The sequence below is a fragment of the Achromobacter marplatensis genome, from assembly GCF_049060505.1.
In the GTDB taxonomy this organism is placed as follows: Bacteria; Pseudomonadota; Gammaproteobacteria; order Burkholderiales; family Burkholderiaceae_B; genus Achromobacter; species Achromobacter marplatensis_A.
This window is the reverse complement of sequence record NZ_JBMGRB010000002.1, coordinates 704,806-722,770: the sequence shown is the minus strand read 5'-3', so window position 1 is coordinate 722,770 and position 17,965 is coordinate 704,806. Positions and strand designations below refer to the sequence as shown.

Here is a 17,965-nt window from a genome sequence, read left to right as displayed (position 1 = left end):
GATGCCGATGCGCGTTAGCGCACGATGGTGTCGGCCACCAGCTCCAGGCCGTCCGCGCGGACGGCCACATCGGGCAACACGCCGCTCAGGTCTCCCGGACGCGCGGCGGCCGTGCCAGACCGGCTGATGCGGATTTCCACTTGGACTTTGCTGGCTCGCGACAGGGTGGCGTCGGGCGACATGGCGCTGCTGTCATCCAGCACGAACGCGCGAGGCAGGTCCGACACGCGCCATTGAAGGATGGCCAGCGGCATGCGCGACCCCTCGACGGGGCGCGCCAGGATGAACACGGTATCGTCGGGTTGGACCTGGCCCCGCAAGGCGTCGGCGATGCGGGCTTGCCCGCTGATGCGGGCGGCAGAGGCAGGCGCGTCCCCCGCAGGCTTTGCTTCAGCTTTCGTGCCGGCCAATGCAGGCGATGCGCGATTCGATCCGGCCGTCGTGCTGGCTGCCATGGCGCGCGCCTGGGCGATGTTGGATTGGATCTGCCGCGCGGCCTCGGAATCCGGCGGCAGCAGGGTCTGCAAACGTTCCCAATGGGCCAGCGCCTCGGCGGCATCGCCGCGCCGTAATGCCATCATGCCGGCCAGCGCCAAGGCCTTGGGCTGATCGGGCTGCGTGGCCAACGCCTGCGCCACCGCCTCGATGGCATTGGCGTCGGGCTCGCCCCGGTTCGCCGACAGCAGCGCATCGGCCATGTCGGCCAGCACAGCGGGTTGGCCGGGAAATAGACGCAGCACCTGTTGATAGGCGGCCACGGCGTCGGCATAGCGGCCCAGCGTTTCGTATGAGCGCGCCAGCGTGTACCAGCCGTCTGCATCGTCGGGCGCCTGACGCAGGCGCTGGGCCAGCGCGTTGATGGCCACTGCCATGTCGTCGCCAGTATCGGCCGCATGCGGTTCGGCGGCGCCCGCCATGACGGAGGCATCTGCCGCTGCGCGGGGATTGCCCAGCTTGCCATACAGCAGCACGGCGGCGATGGGGATCAGCACGCTCAATAGGCAAGCGGCCGCCACGCCCGCGCGTTGGCCCCGGACCGGCGCGGCTTGTTGCTGTCGCAACGCCAGGTCTTGCAGCAAGTCGCGCTGTAGCTCGTCTTCCGCCCGCGCCAGGCCGTCGGCGCTCAGGCTGCCGTTTTGCCTGTCGCGCCGCAGTTGCTCGCGCTGGGCCAGGTAGAACGCGCGCACGCTGGCGTCGGACGCCGGGCCGGCAGCGGGCGCGCGCCGCACCAGCGGCGGGATCAGGCACAGCAGCGTGGCCAGCAGCAGCAACAGGACGACAAGCCAGAGGGTGGTCATGAACCGGTATCCAGAAAGCGGGCGGCGCGGGCGCGTTCGTCGGCGGTCAGCGGCGGGCGCACGCCCGAGCGGCGCTTCAACGTGCGCAGCAGCACCCAGAACCCCAGCGCCAGCAGCGCGAACGGTCCCAGCCACAGCAGCCAGGTGGCGGGTTTGAACGGCGGGTCGTAACGGACGAAATCCCCGTAGCGGTCTTCGAAGAAACGCATGATCTGGGCGTCGCTGCGGCCCTCGGCCAACTGGGCATGGATCAGGTTGCGCATATCGTGCGCCAATGGCGCATTGGAATCCGCCAGCGTCTGATTCTGGCAGACCAGGCAGCGCAAGCCGTGCGCCAGCTTGTCGGCGCGTTGCTGGTCGGCGGCGGACAGCGGGGGCAGGGCGGCCGGCGTCTGCGTGGCGGATGCCGGGCCCGCAGCCAGCATGATCGCCATCGCCCACGCCAGCGCCAGCAGCCATGTGGCAAAAGGCCGGGCCGCGTTCATCGCAACCCCTCGATCACGGGTTGGATCCGGGTGCGCCAGATGTCCGGCGTGATCAGGCCCAGTTGCTTGTACCGGATGCGCCCGGCGCCATCGATGACAAAGGTCTCGGGTACGCCGTAGACTCCGTATTCGATGCCGACCCGGCCGTCGGTGTCGCTGGCGGACGCGACGTAGGGATTGCCGTTGCGTGCCAGCCAGTCCCGCGCGTCTTCTGGCTTGTCCTTGTAGTTCAAGCCATACAGCGGAATGCCGTGGCGCTGGGCGACGTCGCGCAGCACCGGCAGTTCATCGCGGCAGGGGCCGCACCACGACGCCCATACGTTCAGCAGCCAGACTTGCCCCCGCAGCGACTGCACGTCCAGCCGCTGGCCGGGCGCTTGCAGCAGGGGCAAGTCGATGGGCGGCGCGGCCTTGTCGATCATCGCGGACGGCACCGCGCGCGGGTCGCGCGATAGGCCCATGGCCAGGAACACGGCCATCGCCATGAAGGCGCCAAGCGGCAGCAGGTAGCGCAGCATCAGGCCCCCCCTTGCGCGGTATGCGCGGACGGGGCGGCGTCGGCCTTGGGCAGGCGGGCCGCGGCATCCTGCGCGCGTCGGTAGCGCTTGTCGCCTGCCGCCAGCAGGCCGCCCAGGGCCATCAGCAGGCAGCCGGTCCAGATCCAGGTCATGAAGGGCTTGACCTGGATGCGCACGGTCCACGCCGTGTCGCCCACGGGTTCGCCCAGCGCCACGAACAGGTCGCGGGTGAAGCCGCTGTCGATGTCGGCCTGGCTGAGCGCCATGTCCTGCACGGTGTACAGGCGCTTCTCGGGATACAGCGTCACCACGGGTTTGCCGTCGCGCGTGACGGGGAACACGGCGCGCTGCGCGGTGTAGTTCGGGCCGGTCGCGGGCGCCAGGCTGGCGAACGTGAACTGGTAGCCGCCGGCTTCCTGCATGGCGCCCAGATCCATCCGCAGTTCATGTTTGACCTCATAGCCATTGGCCAGCGTGACGCCGGCGATGAAGATGCCTATGCCGGCATGCGCCAGCAGCATGCCGTACCAGGCGCGCGGTTGGCGCCCCAGGCGGCGTAGCCATTGGCCGCCGCCGTCCGTCAGCCGCTGCGCAGCGTGCGCGGCGGCGCTTGCGACCGACCATGCCGCCAGCCACAGGCCCAGCACGATCATGGGCGAACCCAGCCGCGGCGGGCCCGGCATCGTCAGCGGTACCAGCACAGCCGTTGCCACGCTGACTGCGAACGCGGCGCGCAGCCGCCGGCCCAGGTCGGGCATGTCGGCCTGCTTCCAGCGGGCCATCGGACCGACGCCCATCAGGAAGATGGCCGGGGTCATCAGCGGCACGAACACGGCTTCGAAGTAGGGCGGGCCAATGGAGATCTTGCCCCAGTCCAGCACGTCCAGCACCACGGGATATAGCGTGCCCAGCAGCACCGAGCCGGCGGCCACGGTCAGGACCACGTTGTTCGACAGCAGCAGGGATTCCCGCGACAACAGTGCAAAGCCCCCGCCCAGGCCGACCGTCGGCGCGCGCCAGGCGTACAGGGCAAGGGATCCGCCCACGATTACGGTCATGAAGGCCAGGATGTACAGCCCGCGCCCCGGGTCCACCGCGAAGGCGTGTACCGAGGTCAGCACGCCGGAGCGGACCAGGAACGTGCCCAGGATGCTGAGCGAAAACGTGCAAATCGCCAGCAGCACGGTCCAGCTGCGGAATGCGCCGCGGCGCTCGGTCACGATCAGCGAGTGGATCAACGCGGTGCCCGCCAGCCATGGCATGAACGACGCGTTCTCCACCGGGTCCCAAAACCACCAGCCGCCCCAGCCCAGCACGTAGTACGCCCACGCGCTGCCCAGCAGGATGCCGACGGTCAGGAAAGTCCAGGCGGCCAGCGTCCAGGGCCGGACCCAGCGCGCCCATAGCGCATCCAGTTCGCCTGACAGCAAGGCCGCTATCGCGAAGGCGAACGCCACGGAAAATCCCACATAGCCCATGTAGAGCATGGGGGGATGCACGATCATGCCGGGGTCTTGCAGCAGCGGGTTCAGGTCGCGGCCGGCCATGGCGGGCGGCATCAGCCGTTCAAACGGATTGGACAGAAACAGCAGGAACAGCAACAGCCCTACGCTGATCCCGCCCATCACCGCCAGCACGCGGCCGGCGAAGGCCAGGGGCAGACGGCGGCTGAACACGGCCACGGCCAGCGTCCAGGCGGTCAGCAGCAGTAGCCACAACAGCAGCGACCCTTCGTGCCCGCCCCAGACCGCCGCGAAGCGATAGGCGGCGGGCAGGTCCGCGTGCGAGTTGCCCGCCACGTACAACACCGAGAAATCGTTGTGCACGAACGACCACGCCAGGCAGCCGAAGGCCAGCAGGGTCAGGCAGAACTGGCCGACGGCTGCGGGCCGCGCCACGCGCAGCCCGGCCTGCCAGCCGGTGGCGGCGCCGATCAGCGGCAGGACGGTCTGCGCCAGCGCCGTCAGCAGCGCCAGGATCAGGCTGAACAGACCGATCTCGGGAATCATCGTGCCTCCGCCTGCATCGTGTTCGCGGCCGTGGTCTTGCCGGCGCGTTTGAGCGCATCCGCGGCCTCGGGCGGCATGTAGTTCTCGTCATGCTTGGCCAGCACTTCGGTGGCGCGGAACACGCCGTCGGCATCCAGTTTGCCTGCGACCACCACGCCTTTGCCTTCGCGGAACAGGTCCGGCAGCAGGCCCTGGTAGGTCACCGGCACGGTGTGCGCGGTGTCAGTCACGATGAACCGCAAGGTCAGTCCGTCGGTTTCACGGCGCACCGAGCCTTGTTCCACCAGCCCGCCTACGCGGAAGCTGCCGTTGCGGGGCGCTTCTTTCGCCGCCACCTGGGTCGGGCTGAAGAAGAACACCAGGTTCGACTGCAAGGCGTTGAGCACCAGCGCGGTGGCCAAAGCCAACAGGCCCAGCCCGCCCGCGATGGCCAACGTGCGGCGCTTGCGCGGCGTCATGGCAGGCCCTTGCCTGCATGCCCGCGCGTGGCGGCGCGCCGGACACGGGCGCGGCGCCACAACACGAAGGCTTCCAGCCCCATCAGCGCCAGCGTGACGCCGTAGGCGCCCAGGATGTAGGGGCCGTGGCCGTGCAGCGAGAACAGCGCGTCCCAGCTCATGGGGCCTCCGGGGTTGGGCGGCCGGCGCGCGCCGCGGCGGGCTCGCGTTCGACGATGAGGCCGCGCACGCGTGCCAACGCCACTGCCGCGCTGTACAGCCAGAAGGCGGCCACCATCAGCAGCATGGCGGTGACCATGATGCGGGCCATGCTGGGCGCCGAGGTCAGATTGATGGAGGCGCCTTGATGCAGCGTGCTCCACCATCGCACCGAAAAATAGATGATGGGCACGTTTACGACGCCGGCCAGCAGCAGGATGGCGCCGCCGCGGTCGGCGCGGCGCACGTCGTCGGTGGCCGCCTGCAAGGCCATGAAACCCAGGTACAGGAACAGCAGGATCAGTTCCGACGTCAGCCGCGCATCCCAGACCCACCATGCGCCCCAGGTGGGCTTGCCCCACAATGCCCCGGTCCACAAGGTCAGGAACGTGAAGAGTGCGCCCGTGGGCGCCAGCGCACGCATCATCATGAACGACAGGCGCGTGTGGTAGATCAGCCCCAGCGCGGCGTAGCCCGCCATCACCAGGTACAGGAACATCGACATCCATGCCGCGGCCACGTGGATGAACAAGATGCGATAGACCTCGCCCTGCTGGCTGTCCGTGGGCGCCACGGCCAGGCCCACGTACAGGCCCGCGCAAGCGAAGAGCGCGGCGGCCAGCGCCAGCACGGGGATCAGGCGGCCAGCCAGCGGATAGAACGCGGCGGGCGACGCGTAACGCATCCAGCCGCCGCCGGACGCGGACGAACCGGCGGCGTAAGGCGAATCGAAGGCGGGTTGTTTGTGCATGGGGCCTCTCAGTCCAGCGCCACGCGCAGCGCGGCGGACGCGCTCCAGGGGCATAACAGGATCGCCAGGCACAGGCACGCGCCCAGCAGCGACAATTGTGGGCCGGCGCCCAGGCCTGCATGCGTGGCGGACACGGCGCCCGCGCCGAAGATCAACACCGGCACATACAGCGGCAGCACCAGCAACGGCAGCAGCGCACCGCCGCGCAGGCCCAGCGTCAGCGCCGCGCCCAGGCCGCCCACCAGCGCCAGCGTGGGCGTGCCCAGCAGCAGGGACAGGACGAGCACGCCGATCGCCTGCGGCGGCAGGCCGAATTGCAGGGCCAGCACGGGGCTGGCAAGAATCAGCGGCAGGCAAGCGCTGAACCAGTGCGCGGCCAGCTTCACGCCCACCAGCAGCGGCAGCGGATGCGGCGACACCAGTAGTTGTTCCAGGGCGCCGTTGTCATGGTCTTGCGTAAACGGGCGGTGCAGGCTCAGCAGAATGCCCAGCAGCGCGCAGACCCACAGCACGCCCGGCCCGATGGCCAGCAGCAAGGCGGGGTCGGGGCCAACCGCCAGCGGGAAGAGGGAACCCGCGACGATGAAGAACAGCGTGGCGCCCAGCGTATCCGCGGGCCGCCTCCAGGCCAGCCGGACGTCACGCAGCGCCAACTGAGACAGCGTAGCCAGCATCCGCGTAGTCATCCATGTTCAAAGTTTGCGTGCGAGAGGTAGACGCGCCCGGCGCCCGGTGCGACGCCACGACCGCCGCGCCGCCTGCGTCCAGGTGCGCGTCCAACGTTCGCCACAAGTGGTCCAGGCTGGCCGCGTCCAGGCCGGCATCCGGTTCGTCCAGCAACCACAGGGGCTTGCCGCCCAGCGCCACGGCGGCCATCGCCAGCCGGCGGCCCTGGCCTTGCGACAGCCGGGCCGCGGGCAGGTGCAGGCAGCCTTCCAGCCGCCAGCGGCGCAGGGCGGCGGCAATGGCGTCATCTTCTTGCGGCGTGCCGGCCACATGCTGGGCGTAGCGCACGTTTTCCAGCGCGGTCAGTTCGCCGCACAGGCCATTGGCGTGGCCCAGGAACGCCACGCGCGCAAAGTACGCGGCGGGGTCGCGGCGCACGTTCCCGCCTTCCGAATGCAGCGTGCCGGCCAACGGGCGCAGCAGGCCGGCCAACATGCGCAGCAGGCTTGTCTTGCCGCTGCCGTTGGCGCCCTGCACATGCAGGAGCTGGCCGCGATGCAGGTCGAAGTGGACAGGACGCTGGCCGTCAGGGCCGCCGCGCGGGCTACGCAGCCCGTTGGCCGACAGCATCGGCGGGGGCGCGTCAACGGGCCGCATTCGCTACCTCTTTGGGCCCTCCGGCCGGCGACGCCGCATCAGAGGTCTGGCCAGGCGGGATGTGCGGCAGCGTATGGGCGATGCCCTTGTGGCAATCGATGCAGGTCTTGGTCTTGTCCGCCAGGTAGGTGGAGTGCATGTTCTGCGCGCGCACGCTCTGGCGCGTGAAATCCATGTATTCGTAGTTGTGGCAGTTGCGGCATTCCAGCGAGTCGTTGGCCTTGAACCGCGCCCATTCGTGCCGCGCGAGTTCCAGCCGCTTGTCCACGAACTTTTCCCGCGTGTCGATGGTGCCGAAGATCTTGCCCCACACTTCCTTGGACGCCTGCATTTTGCGGGCGATCTTGTCCGTCCAGTTGTGGGGGACGTGGCAGTCCGAACACAGGGCGCGCACGCCCGAACGGTTGGTGAAATGGATGGTGCCCTTCAATTCCGCATACACGTTGTCGCGCATTTCATGGCAGCCCGTGCAGAATTTTTCCGTGTTGGTCAGTTCCATGGCGGTGTTGAAGGCGCCCCAGAACAGGATGCCGCCGATGAAGCCGCCGATCGTCAAAAAGCCCAGGCTGAAGTGCACGCTGGGGCGGCGGATGATGTTCCAGTAGCGCTTGAGGAGCTTGAACATGGCGGCATCAATCCCTTACTTCTTGCCGGTGGCCGGGGCCGTCAGGCGCTTGAGGATCACGTCGATGTCCTGATACGTGTTGGACACCAGCGGCTTGGCCTCGGCCTGCGGCACGTGGCACTGCACACAGAAGTAGCGCCGCGGCGAGACCTCGGCCAACACGTTGCTGTCGCGGTCCATGTAGTGCGTCACGCTAAGGGGCGGCGCTTGCGTTTCCTCGGTGTTCACCCGCGCGTGACAGGCCAGGCAGCGGTTGTAGTTCTTGTCGATCTGGTAGCCGTCGATCTTGTGCGGAATCGTGGGCGGCTGCATTGAATAGGTGCGCATCCGCTTGATGTCCTTGTTTTCGATCGGACTGATCAGGGGCGGATTGGCTTCCTCGGCGATCGGGGTGGGCCCGCGCATGGGGTCCTGGACCTCGAGCGGCGGCGCGGCCCAGGCGGCCGAACCCAGAAGGATGCCGATGGCGATGATGGCGGCGCGTAGCTTCATGGCTGTCTCCCGGGGGCCGTTCAGACCTTGACGATCTTGACCGCGCACTTTTTGAAGTCGGTCTGGAACGAGATCGGGTCAGTGGCGTCCAGCGTGACCTTGTTGATCAGCTGACCGGCGTCGAACCAGGGCACGAAGACCAGACCGCGCGGCGGCTTGTTGCGTCCCCGGGTCTCGAGCCGGGTGCGCATCTTGCCGCGCCGCGACTCGATCTCTACCTCCACGCCGCGCCGCAGGCCCATCGCCTGCGCGTCGTCGGGGTGCATGAAACAGACCGCGTTGGGAAACGCCCGATACAGTTCGGGCACCCGTCGCGTCATGGATCCGGAATGCCAATGCTCCAGGACCCGGCCGGTGGATAGCCAGAACGGATACTCCTTGTCCGGCGATTCCGGGGGCGGTTCGTAGGGCAGGGCATAGATGATGGCGCGGCCGTCCGGGTTGCCGTAGAACTCGAAGCCGGCGCCGGCCTTCACGTAGGGATCGCTGCCTTCGCGGTAGCGCCACAGCGTTTCCTTGCCGTTGACGACGGGCCAGCGCAGGCCGCGCGCCTCGTGGTAAGTATCGAAGGGGGCCAGGTCGTGGCCGTGGCCGCGGCCGAATTCGGCATATTCCTCGAACAGGCCCTTCTGCGCATAGAAGCCGAAGGCCTTTGATTCCTGGTTTTCGTATTCCGCGTTCAGTTCGCTGTTGGGGTATTTGTTGACCTTTCCGTTGGCAAACAGGACATCGAACAGGGTCTTGCCCCGGTACTCGGGCTTTTTGGCCAGCAGGTCGGCCGGCCAGACCTCTTCCACCTTGAAGCGCTTGGAAAATTCCATCAGCTGCCACAGGTCGGAACGCGCGTCGCCCGGGGGATTCACCAGTTGATGCCAGAACTGGGTACGCCGTTCGGCGTTGCCGTAGGCGCCTTCCTTTTCCACCCACATGGCCGCGGGCAGGATCAGGTCGGCCGAAATGGTCGTGACGGTGGGGTAGGCGTCCGACACCACGATGAAGTTGTCGGGGTTGCGGTAGCCCGGCAGGCCTTCGTTCATCAGGTTGGCCGCGGCCTGCATGTTGTTGTTGACCATCACCCAATAGGCGTTGATCTTGCCGTCCTTCAGCATGCGGTTCTGCAGCACGGCGTGCGCGCCCACCTTGTCGGGGATGGTGCCGTCGGGCAGTTGCCAGATGTCCTCCGCGTGCGCGCGGTGCTTGGGGTTGGTCACCACCAGATCGGCCGGCAGGCGGTGGGAAAACGTGCCCACTTCGCGTGCAGTGCCGCACGCCGAGGGCTGCCCGGTCAACGAGAATGGGCTGTTGCCCGGCGTTGAAATCTTGCCCGTCAGCAGGTGGATGTTGTAGACCATATTGTTGGCCCACACGCCGCGCGTGTGCTGGTTAAAGCCCATGGTCCAGAACGACGTCACGCGGATTTTCGGGTCGGCATAAAGCTCGGCCAGGTCCTGCAGCTGCTTCTGCGGCACGCCGGTCAACTTTGACGTGTATTCCAGGTCGTACTTGGAGACGAACTTGGCGAAGTCGTCGTAGGTGATGGGCTTGGAGCCGCCCGCCTTGTCGGCGTTCTTGGCGGCCTTTTGCAAGGGGTGGTCGGGCCGCAAGCCGTAGCCGATGTCGGTGTTGCCTTCGTGGAACACGGTGTGCTTGTCGACGAAGTCCCGGTTCACGCGCTTGGTCTCGATGATGTAGTTGGCGATGTAGTTCAAGATCGCCAGGTCGGTCTGCGGCGTGAAGGTCAGCGTCAGGTCGGCCAGTTCGTAAGAGCGGTGCTCAAAGGTGGACAGCACCGCGACCTTGGTTTTCGGCGCGGACAGCCGGCGGTCGGTAACGCGCGTCCACAGGATAGGGTGCATTTCGGCCATGTTCGAACCCCACAGCACGAAGGCGTCGGCGTTCTCGATGTCGTCATAACAGCCCATGGGCTCGTCGGCGCCGAAGGTCCGCATGAATCCCACGGCCGCCGACGCCATGCAGTGGCGCGCGTTCGGGTCCAGGTTGTTCGACCGGAAGCCTGCTTTCATCAGCTTCAGCGCGGCGTAGCCTTCCCACACGGTCCATTGCCCCGACCCGAACATGCCGACAGCCGTTGGCCCCTTGTCCTTGAGCACCCGCTTGAACTGTTCGGCCATCACGTCGAACGCCTGGTCCCAGGACACCGGCGCAAACTCTCCGTCCTTGGCGTACTTGCCGTCTTTCATGCGCAAGAGCGGCGTGGTCAGCCGGTCGTTGCCGTACATGATCTTGGACAGGAAGTAGCCCTTGACGCAGTTCAGGCCCTTGTTGACCTCGGCGTTGAAATCGCCGTGCGTGGCCACGACCTGGTTGTCCTTCACCGCGACGTTCACGCCGCAGCCGGTCCCGCAGAATCTACAGGGCGCCTTGGACCATTTCAGCTTGGCTGCTTCGGATTCCGTCACGATGTTCTGTGTGTATCCGACGATGGGAATGCCCGCCACGGTGGCGGCGGCCGCGGCGGCGGATTGCTTGATGAAATCTCTACGAGCCATGGACATCGCCAATCTCCTCGTTCATCGCGGCAAGCGTGTCGGCGTGCTGGTAGACCAGCGCCGAGGCCAGCACGCCATCCAGGCGCTGGATCTGCGAGATCCGCGCCATCATGTCGTCGGTGGAAGGCGCTTCCAGCGTGACCACCAGTTTCCCGGTGTCGGACGCGCCATGGATTTCGGATCCCGCGACGGCCAGGATGGCGGCGCGGACATCGGGCAGGCGTTTGGGCAAGGCGTGCACGACCAGGCTGGCGATATGCAGCTCGGCCGGGGGCGGGGACGGCGCGGGGGAGGGAAGCGCGGACATGGGGGTTCCGTCGCGTCTCATCAGCTGCCCGGGGGGCCGGCGATCAGCTGATAGAACCAGACGATGAAACCGTAGCCCGCCACGATGACGACCGTAAGGACGGGGGCCATGACAGCCGTCAGGAACAGAAAACTTCGCAGCTCCTGGGGCTTTGTGTAGCCATCAGACTCGTTTTGCACACACCACCTCACTTTGACAGTTGGGGTATTGCATTGAACGTGCGGATGTCGAAGTTTTTAGCAGTGCTTTTACATGGCGTCAATGTTGCATCACGGCGAAACAATTGCACCGTGGCGCTATATATGAAAGTGCCTGACGCTTTTCCGGAAGGCGTCAGGTACTTGATACTGATTCGCGTTGATGATTAGCCGATGGCGCCGTAGATGCGCCGCGCGTCTTCCGCGGTGGCCACTGGCCGTCCCAACGCGCGAGCGCCTTCGGCGGCCTGCCGGACAAGCGCCGCATTGCCCGGCGCGATGCTGCCGTCGCGCAGCTTCAAGTTGTTCTCGAAACCCACGCGCATGTGGCCGCCAAACGCCGCCGCCGTTGTGACGCAGGCGTTTTCTTCGGCGCCGAATGCGCAGATGGCCCAGGGCAGCGTGTGGTCGTATGCCGTCAGGAAGGGCAACAGGTCGTAGGCCGAAGACGTCTGGCCCACGCTGTAGCGGCCCAGCACGAACAGCACCGACCAGGCGCCCGGGGGCACCAGCCCGCGCGCCCGCAGCGACTGCCAGCGCAGCACGTCGCCTTCGTCGTACAAAATGATCTGGGCCATGATGCGGCGTTCCGCCACCCAGGCGAAAAACGCCGCGAGTTCTGTTTCGGGGATGTCCGGCACGGCGATTTCACGCAAGCCCATGGACACGGCCTCGGGCTGCAGTTCGCGCACCAGCGCGATTTGCTCGGCCGCCTTGTAGACGCCGGCGGCTTCGCTGGTGACTTGCACCAGCAATTCGCGGCCCACGGCGCGATCAACGGCGGCCAACGCTTCGCGGTAGGCTTGCGCGTCCAGCAAGTGGCTGCCGTCGGGCTTGCGCACGTGCATGTGCATCATGCCGGCGCCTGCGTCCAGGCAGGCCCGCGCTTCCAGCGCCAACGCGTCGGGCGTCATCGGTACGGCGGGGTGGTCGGCGGCCTTTTTGTAGGCGCCGTTGGGCGCCACGGTGATGATGACGGGGGATTCGGCCAGCGCGGCGCGCGGCAAAGCGGACGCGTTCATGGCTGGATTTCCGGCAATTCGGGGCTGATCAGGTCAAGGCCGGCGCGCAGCAGCCGGTCGTAGCGCGCGCGCTCGGCGGCAATGGTCTCGGGCGTCCAGGTGTAGAAGCCTTCGCCCGCTTTCATGCCGTAGCGGCCGTCGGCCGCACGTTCGGTCAGGCAGCGCGCGGGATGGTCCGCATTGCAGAAGGTCGGGTACATGGTTGCGCCAGCGGCGGCGTGCACGTCGATGCCCGCGTGATCGCGTTGCATGACGGGGCCGGCTGCCAGGAAGCGGAAGCCGAAGCCGAAGCGCACCGCTGCGTCCACGTCTTCCGGCGAGGCGATGCCGCGGTCGATCAGGTCGAACGCTTCACGCGACAGCGCATGCTGCAAGCGGTTGGCCAGAAAGCCGGGCAGGTCCTGCTTGACCTTCACTGGCACGCTACCGCAGCGGCGCATGAAGGCGATAAGCGAATCCGCGCAGGCATTGTCGCTGGCCTCGCCCAGCACCACTTCCACCAGCGGCACCAGGTGCGCGGGCATGAAGAAGTGCAGGCCCAGCATGCGGCCGCGCGTGTCCAGGCCCTGGCCGATGGCGCTGATGGGGAAGCTGGAACTGTTGCTGGCCAGGATGGCGTCCGGACGGGCGCGTTGGACCAGGTCCGCGAATAGCGCCTGCTTGATGTCCAGGCGTTCCGGAATGCACTCGATGACCAGGTCCACGGTAGACCAGTCCACCGCATCCAGGCTGGGCGCGGTGGCCAGCAGCGCGGCATGGGCTTCGCGGCCGATGGTCTTCAGGTTCTCGGCCACGCGGGCGGGCAGGCCGGCCGCGCGTTCCGTGTCGGATTCGATCACGGTTGTGCGGCAGGCCGCGCGGGTCAGCACCACCGCCACGTCCGCGCCCATCGTGCCGCCGCCCACTACCACTGCATGCGCCGCGCCCGGGTTGGGCAGCGCTGTTGCGTCCGTCTGCATGGTTTGCTCCTTTCTTGCATCGTCGTTGGGGGCGAGTGTAGAGAAGCCACTTTGATTGATGAATCAGATTTTTTGGATAGAATGATCGTTAAAACAGATCAATAGGGGCAGGCAAGGCATCATGCAGATCAATCTTTCGATGCGCGATATCGACACCACGCTGGTGCTGGGCCGCACACTGAATTTCCGGCAGGCGGCGGCGCAGTTGCACCTGTCGCAATCGGCGCTGTCGACGCAGGTGCAGCGCATCGAAGAGGCCTTGGGCGTGCGGCTGTTCGACCGCACCACCCGCACGGTGCGGCTGACGGCCGCGGGCGAAGTCTTCATGCAGCAGGCCGCGACGTTGCAGGTGGCGTTCCGGGACGCGATCGCGGCGGTCAGCGGCATCACTAGCGCCGAGCAGGGCCAGGTGTCGGTTGCCGCGCTGCCTTCGCTGGCGGCCCGGCTGCTGCCGCGCGTGCTGATGGCCTACCGGCAGGCGCATCCGCACGTGGCGCTGAAAGTGCGCGACACGCTGTCGGGCCCCGCCTTCGACCTGGTGCGCGCGGGCGAGGTGGATTTCGCGCTGACCGCCGCCGACCCGCAGCATGCCGACCTGCACTACGTGCCGCTGCTGTCCGACAGTTTCCTGCTGCTGATCCCCGAATCGCATCCGCTGGCCAAGACACGCGGACCGGTGCGCTGGGCCGACACCGCGACCGCCGCGCACGTGTCGATGGTGCAGCCCAGCAGCGTTCGGCAGTACACGGAATGGGCCTTTCTGCAGAACCGCATCCGCTTCACGCCGGCGTTCGAAGCCGAACACCTGACGACGATCGTGGCCATGGTCGAGTGCGGCTTCGGCGTGGCCGCCTTGCCCGAGATCGCCGCGGGCGCGGTATCGCAGACCGCCATCGTCCAACGGCCGCTGACGGGGCCGGTGGCAGAGCGTTCGATTGGCTTGGTGACGTCGCGCAACCGCAGCCTTTCACCGGCCGCGGCGGCGCTGGTGCAGACGCTGAAAACGTATTTAGCCGCCCATCCGCGGTAGCCTTTCGCAGGGGCCGTCACGCCGTTTTTGATTTCCCGCAAGTGGCCGCCCAAAGGCGGTCGACACGAAGCAGCCGGTGGTATTATTCTCAGTACACTAACTAATATCGGAGCTGCCCCAACGTGCCGGATGTACAGAAAAAGACGACGTCCCAGAAGCGCGTCGCAACTCAGAAGACCGACAACAATATTTTCGATCCGGCCAAGCAGGTGCTGTGGTCGCGCCCCGGTTATCTGGTGCGGCGCCTGAACCAGATCCACTACGCCATGTTCTATGAAGAGTGCAAGACGCAGAACGTGACGCCTGTGCAGTACGGTGTGCTGACCGCGCTGTCGCTCAGTCCGTGGCTGGACCAGACCGCCATCGGCATGGAATTGGGGCTGGACCGCACCACCACCGCCGACGTCGTCAAGCGCCTGCAGGAGCGGGGCTTGGTGGAACGCCGGGTCAATCCCACCGACAAGCGTTCGCGCCAGGCGGTGATTACCCCGGAAGGCTTGCGCATCATGGGACTGCTGCAGGAAGGCATGGCCCGCGCGCAACAGCGCTTGCTGGAGCCCTTGTCCACGCGCAATCAAGAGATTTTCATGAAGCTGCTTTCCACGCTGGTGGAAGCCAACAACCAGTACAGCCGCACGACGCTCAAGCCGATGTAAGGCGCAGGCGCTGCGCCCAAGGCGCGCGCCTTTTCGCTGTCAGCCCTTCAGCGCATTCATCCGGGCCACGCCGCGGGCGGTTTGCCCATCGCCCAGCGTGTTGCGCACCCAGATCAGTTCGGCGGCGATGGCCACGGCGATCTCGGCCGGCGTCTTGCTGGCGATGCCCAGGCCCACCGGGCCATGCAGGCGGTCGATCTGGCTGTCGTCCAGGTCGAACAACCGCAGCCGTTCGCGCCGCTTCTCTTGGTTGGCGCGAGAGCCCAGCGCGCCGACGTAGAACGCGCGGGACTTCAACGCTTCCAGTAGCGCCATGTCGTCCAGCTTGGGATCATGCGTGACGGCGACGATCGCGGTGCGCTCATCGGTGCCGATTTCCAGCACCGCATCGTCCGGCATGCTGGTCAGCAGCGTGGCCTGGGACGCGCTCCAATCGGTGAAGAACTCTTCGCGCGGGTCGCATACCGTGACGTGGAATTCCAGCGTCGCGGCGATGTCCGCCAAGACGCGGGCCGTCTGGTTCGCGCCGATGATCAGCAGCCGCCAACGCGGCCCATACACGCTGCGGAAGATGCGGCCGTCGAAATCGGGCCCATCGGCGGGGCCGGCCGGCGACACCGACGTGTGGCCATCCAGCAGGTCCACCGTGCGCTGGATCAGGCGGTGCTCGCGGATCGACGCCAGCACCCGGTCCAGCCACACCGTGTCGCGCAGCCGTTCACTGATCAGGCGCAGCGTGCCGCCGCAAGGCAGGCCAAAGCGCGCGGCCTCGTCCCGCGTGACGCCGTAGGTCAGGCGGGCAGGGGCGTCTTCAAGTTCGTCGGCGCGGGCTTTCGCGATCAGATCGTCTTCGATGCAGCCGCCGGACACCGAACCGGCCACCCGGCCGTCGTCGCGCACCGCCAGCATGGCGCCCGCCTGCCGCGGCGCCGAGCCCCAGGTTTGCACAACGGTGATCAGGTGCACGCGGCTGCCGGCGGCGACCCAGTCGCGGGCAAGTTGCAGTACGTCAAGGTCCAGGGCGTTCATCGGTTTCTCACTGAGGCGGGTCCGCGGAAAAAGGGCCGCGGGCAGGGCTTATGTTCACTGTACTGATGATCTGGCGCGGTGTCTCTAGTGTCTATCCCTACCTATTTTCGCGCCTTTTTTCGGCTGTATTCCAGCGGCTGCGTTCCGCCCCGGGATTTCCCTAATTGGTCAGTACGCTGACTATAAAGTCAGTATACTGACGTAAATTCGGGAGCCGAGCGGCGCGGGTTCTGCCTGCAAGCATGCCGTGCGGGCGTCCGGTTGTTCCAATCAAATAGTCAGTGTACTGATAATAGACGCTGGCATGCCGGGGCGGGGCAGGCGCCGCGCCTTCACACTGGGAGCAGGGGAATGAGCAAAGTGCGCAAGATCGCGTTCGAGGAGCACTACACAGCGGTCGGATTCAAGGATTATTCAAAGAGTTTCGCGCAGCATATCGATCCGGTCGTGCTGGCCGATCTGGCCGCGCGGCTGGTGGATTTCGATGAAGTCCGGCTGGGCGAAATGGACCGCGCTGGCATTGACTACGTCATTTTGTCGCAGACCGGCCCCGGCGTGCAGGCAGAAGCCGATGCCGCGGTGGCGCTGAACCGCGCGCAGGAGAACAACGATTTCCTGGTCAGCCAGATTGCCCGGCATCCGACCCGGTATGGCGGCTTTGCCACCTTGCCGATGCACGACCCCCGCGTCGCCGCGGCGGAGCTGACCCGTTGCGTCAAGCAGCTGGGCTTCAAGGGCGCGCTGATCAACGGCCACACCAACGGCGTGTACTACGACGGCCGGGCCTATGACCCCTTCTGGGAGCAGGTGCAGGAATTGGATGTGCCGATTTACCTGCATCCCAGCGATCCCTACGTGGTGCCGCAAGCCTATTCGGGCCATCCGGAACTGGTGGGCGCATCGTGGGGCTGGGGCGTCGAGACCGCCACGCACGCGCTGCGACTGTTGTTCGGCGGCGTGTTCGACCGCTATCCGGGCGTCAAGCTCATCCTGGGTCATATGGGCGAGGGCCTGCCGTTCCAGCGGTGGCGTTTCGACAGCCGCTTCGCGGTGTATTCGCATGGCATCAAACTGGCGCGCGCGCCGTCGGAATACCTGGGCAGCAATATCGTCATCACCACGTCCGGGGTCTGTTCGCCTCCCACATTGATGGCAGCCATTGCCGAGATGGGCCGCGAAGCCGTGATGTTCTCGGTGGATTACCCCTATGAATCGACGGCGCTGGCCGCCGAGTTCATCGAACGCGCGCCGATGGATGACGCCACCCGCGACCTGGTCTGCCACGGTAACGCGCGCCGCCTGTTCAAACTCTGATCCCCGGGAAAAAGGAGCAACCATGCAAAGACCCTTCCGTATCGGCCAGATCGTGCCGAGCTCGAACACGACGATGGAAACCGAAATTCCCGCGATGCTGCTGGCGCGCCAACAGATCCGGCCGGAGCGTTTTACGTTCCATTCCAGCCGGATGCGCATGAAGAAGGTGGTGAAGGAGGAACTGGCGGCGATGGATGGCGAGTCCGACCGCTGCGCGGTTGAACTGAGCGACGCGCGGGTGGACGTGTTGGGATACGCCTGCCTGGTGGCGATCATGGCGATGGGCCATGGCTATCACCGGGTCTCGGAAAAGCGCCTGCAGGCGCACACGGCCGCCAATGGCGCGGATGCGCCCGTGATCACCAGCGCGGGCGCCCTGGTAGACGCCCTGAAGGTGATCGGCGCGCGCCGCATCGTGGTGGTGGCCCCATACATGAAGCCGTTGACCGAGCTGGTGGTGGACTACATCCGCAACGAAGGTTTTGAGGTGGTGGACTATCGCGCGCTGGAAATTCCCGACAATCTGGACGTCGGCCGGCACGACCCGGCACGCTTGCCGGAGATCGTTGCGCAGATGGACACCCGTGATGTCGACGCCATCGTGCTGTCGGCCTGCGTGCAGATGCCGTCGCTGCCGGCCATCGCCAAAGTCGAGGCGCAGACAGGCAAGCCGGTAATTACCGCCGCCGTGGCCACCACCTACGCCATCCTGAAATCGCTGGACCTGGAGCCCGTCGTTCCCGGCGCCGGCGCGCTGCTGTCGGGCGCTTACTGAGGAACGCAG

Annotated in this window: 21 protein-coding genes; 4 read left to right on the top strand and 17 right to left on the bottom strand. The window is 66.5% G+C overall.

Annotated features, from left to right (window positions below; all coding sequences use genetic code 11):
• Positions 1–14: 14 nt before the first annotated feature.
• The 16 genes from ccmI to ACI0FO_RS08020 all read right to left on the bottom strand — a co-directional run bounded on the left by ccmI (position 15) and on the right by ACI0FO_RS08020 (position 13,152).
• Positions 15–1,298, bottom strand: a complete 1,284-nt coding sequence (gene ccmI / locus ACI0FO_RS08095; protein WP_416025616.1) for a c-type cytochrome biogenesis protein CcmI — start codon at positions 1,296–1,298, stop codon at positions 15–17.
• Positions 1,295–1,783, bottom strand: coding sequence for a cytochrome c-type biogenesis protein (locus tag ACI0FO_RS08090; protein WP_416025615.1), 489 nt, complete (start codon positions 1,781–1,783; stop codon positions 1,295–1,297). The genes ccmI and ACI0FO_RS08090 overlap by 4 nt, the downstream gene beginning before the upstream one ends.
• Positions 1,780–2,301 carry a DsbE family thiol:disulfide interchange protein gene (locus tag ACI0FO_RS08085; protein WP_416025614.1) on the bottom strand — a complete coding sequence of 174 codons (522 nt, stop codon included), beginning with the start codon at positions 2,299–2,301 and terminating at the stop codon, positions 1,780–1,782. The genes ACI0FO_RS08090 and ACI0FO_RS08085 overlap by 4 nt, the downstream gene beginning before the upstream one ends.
• Positions 2,301–4,310, bottom strand: a complete 2,010-nt coding sequence (locus ACI0FO_RS08080; protein ID WP_416025612.1) for a heme lyase CcmF/NrfE family subunit — start codon at positions 4,308–4,310, stop codon at positions 2,301–2,303. Before ACI0FO_RS08080 ends, ACI0FO_RS08085 begins: the two co-directional genes overlap by 1 nt.
• Entirely contained in the window at positions 4,307–4,768 is a 462-nt protein-coding gene (gene ccmE, locus ACI0FO_RS08075; protein ID WP_416025610.1) for a cytochrome c maturation protein CcmE, read from the bottom strand. The genes ACI0FO_RS08080 and ccmE overlap by 4 nt, the downstream gene beginning before the upstream one ends.
• The gene (gene ccmD, locus ACI0FO_RS08070) at positions 4,765–4,929 is read right to left on the bottom strand and encodes a heme exporter protein CcmD (protein ID WP_416025608.1); all 165 of its coding nucleotides are present in this window, start codon (positions 4,927–4,929) and stop codon (positions 4,765–4,767) included. Before ccmD ends, ccmE begins: the two co-directional genes overlap by 4 nt.
• Positions 4,926–5,717 (bottom strand): heme ABC transporter permease CcmC, encoded by a 792-nt coding sequence (gene ccmC, locus ACI0FO_RS08065; RefSeq protein ID WP_416025607.1) that lies wholly within the window; start codon positions 5,715–5,717, stop codon positions 4,926–4,928. Before ccmC ends, ccmD begins: the two co-directional genes overlap by 4 nt.
• 8 nt (positions 5,718–5,725) lie before the next feature.
• Positions 5,726–6,391 carry a heme exporter protein CcmB gene (gene ccmB / locus ACI0FO_RS08060; protein WP_105560208.1) on the bottom strand — a complete coding sequence of 222 codons (666 nt, stop codon included), beginning with the start codon at positions 6,389–6,391 and terminating at the stop codon, positions 5,726–5,728.
• Complete coding sequence (gene ccmA, locus ACI0FO_RS08055; protein ID WP_416025606.1) at positions 6,357–7,040, bottom strand: heme ABC exporter ATP-binding protein CcmA; 684 nt, start codon at positions 7,038–7,040, stop codon at positions 6,357–6,359. Before ccmA ends, ccmB begins: the two co-directional genes overlap by 35 nt.
• Positions 7,027–7,665: a cytochrome c3 family protein gene (locus ACI0FO_RS08050; protein WP_416025604.1), complete on the bottom strand. Its 639-nt coding sequence runs from the start codon at positions 7,663–7,665 to the stop codon at positions 7,027–7,029. The genes ccmA and ACI0FO_RS08050 overlap by 14 nt, the downstream gene beginning before the upstream one ends.
• A gap of 15 nt (positions 7,666–7,680) precedes the next feature.
• Entirely contained in the window at positions 7,681–8,157 is a 477-nt protein-coding gene (locus ACI0FO_RS08045; RefSeq protein ID WP_416025602.1) for a nitrate reductase cytochrome c-type subunit, read from the bottom strand.
• A 20-nt stretch (positions 8,158–8,177) separates the two neighbouring features.
• Positions 8,178–10,673, bottom strand: coding sequence for a periplasmic nitrate reductase subunit alpha (napA, locus tag ACI0FO_RS08040; RefSeq protein WP_416025601.1), 2,496 nt, complete (start codon positions 10,671–10,673; stop codon positions 8,178–8,180).
• Complete coding sequence (locus ACI0FO_RS08035) at positions 10,657–10,974, bottom strand: chaperone NapD (protein ID WP_416025599.1); 318 nt, start codon at positions 10,972–10,974, stop codon at positions 10,657–10,659. The genes napA and ACI0FO_RS08035 overlap by 17 nt, the downstream gene beginning before the upstream one ends.
• 20 nt (positions 10,975–10,994) lie before the next feature.
• Positions 10,995–11,153, bottom strand: coding sequence for a periplasmic nitrate reductase, NapE protein (gene napE, locus ACI0FO_RS08030; protein WP_105560214.1), 159 nt, complete (start codon positions 11,151–11,153; stop codon positions 10,995–10,997).
• Positions 11,154–11,338: 185 nt separating this feature from the next.
• Positions 11,339–12,193, bottom strand: a complete 855-nt coding sequence (locus ACI0FO_RS08025; protein ID WP_416025597.1) for a 3-keto-5-aminohexanoate cleavage protein — start codon at positions 12,191–12,193, stop codon at positions 11,339–11,341.
• Positions 12,190–13,152: a 3-hydroxyacyl-CoA dehydrogenase family protein gene (locus ACI0FO_RS08020; protein ID WP_416025595.1), complete on the bottom strand. Its 963-nt coding sequence runs from the start codon at positions 13,150–13,152 to the stop codon at positions 12,190–12,192. Before ACI0FO_RS08020 ends, ACI0FO_RS08025 begins: the two co-directional genes overlap by 4 nt.
• Before the next feature lie 121 nt (positions 13,153–13,273).
• On the opposite strand from ACI0FO_RS08020, the gene ACI0FO_RS08015 reads away from it, so the two are divergent.
• Positions 13,274–14,182: a LysR family transcriptional regulator gene (locus ACI0FO_RS08015; RefSeq protein ID WP_416025593.1), complete on the top strand. Its 909-nt coding sequence runs from the start codon at positions 13,274–13,276 to the stop codon at positions 14,180–14,182.
• Positions 14,183–14,370: 188 nt separating this feature from the next.
• Positions 14,371–14,838, top strand: a complete 468-nt coding sequence (locus ACI0FO_RS08010; RefSeq protein ID WP_369868999.1) for a MarR family winged helix-turn-helix transcriptional regulator — start codon at positions 14,371–14,373, stop codon at positions 14,836–14,838.
• Positions 14,839–14,877: 39 nt separating this feature from the next.
• Here the strand turns inward: ACI0FO_RS08010 and ACI0FO_RS08005 are convergent, their stop codons facing one another.
• Complete coding sequence (locus ACI0FO_RS08005) at positions 14,878–15,867, bottom strand: XdhC family protein (RefSeq protein WP_416025592.1); 990 nt, start codon at positions 15,865–15,867, stop codon at positions 14,878–14,880.
• A gap of 351 nt (positions 15,868–16,218) precedes the next feature.
• On the opposite strand from ACI0FO_RS08005, the gene ACI0FO_RS08000 reads away from it, so the two are divergent.
• Entirely contained in the window at positions 16,219–17,181 is a 963-nt protein-coding gene (locus ACI0FO_RS08000; protein ID WP_416025590.1) for an amidohydrolase family protein, read from the top strand.
• 22 nt (positions 17,182–17,203) lie between these two features.
• On the top strand, positions 17,204–17,956 hold the full coding sequence (locus ACI0FO_RS07995) for a maleate cis-trans isomerase family protein (protein ID WP_183014682.1): 753 nt from the start codon (positions 17,204–17,206) through the stop codon (positions 17,954–17,956).
• Positions 17,957–17,965 lie beyond the last annotated feature (9 nt).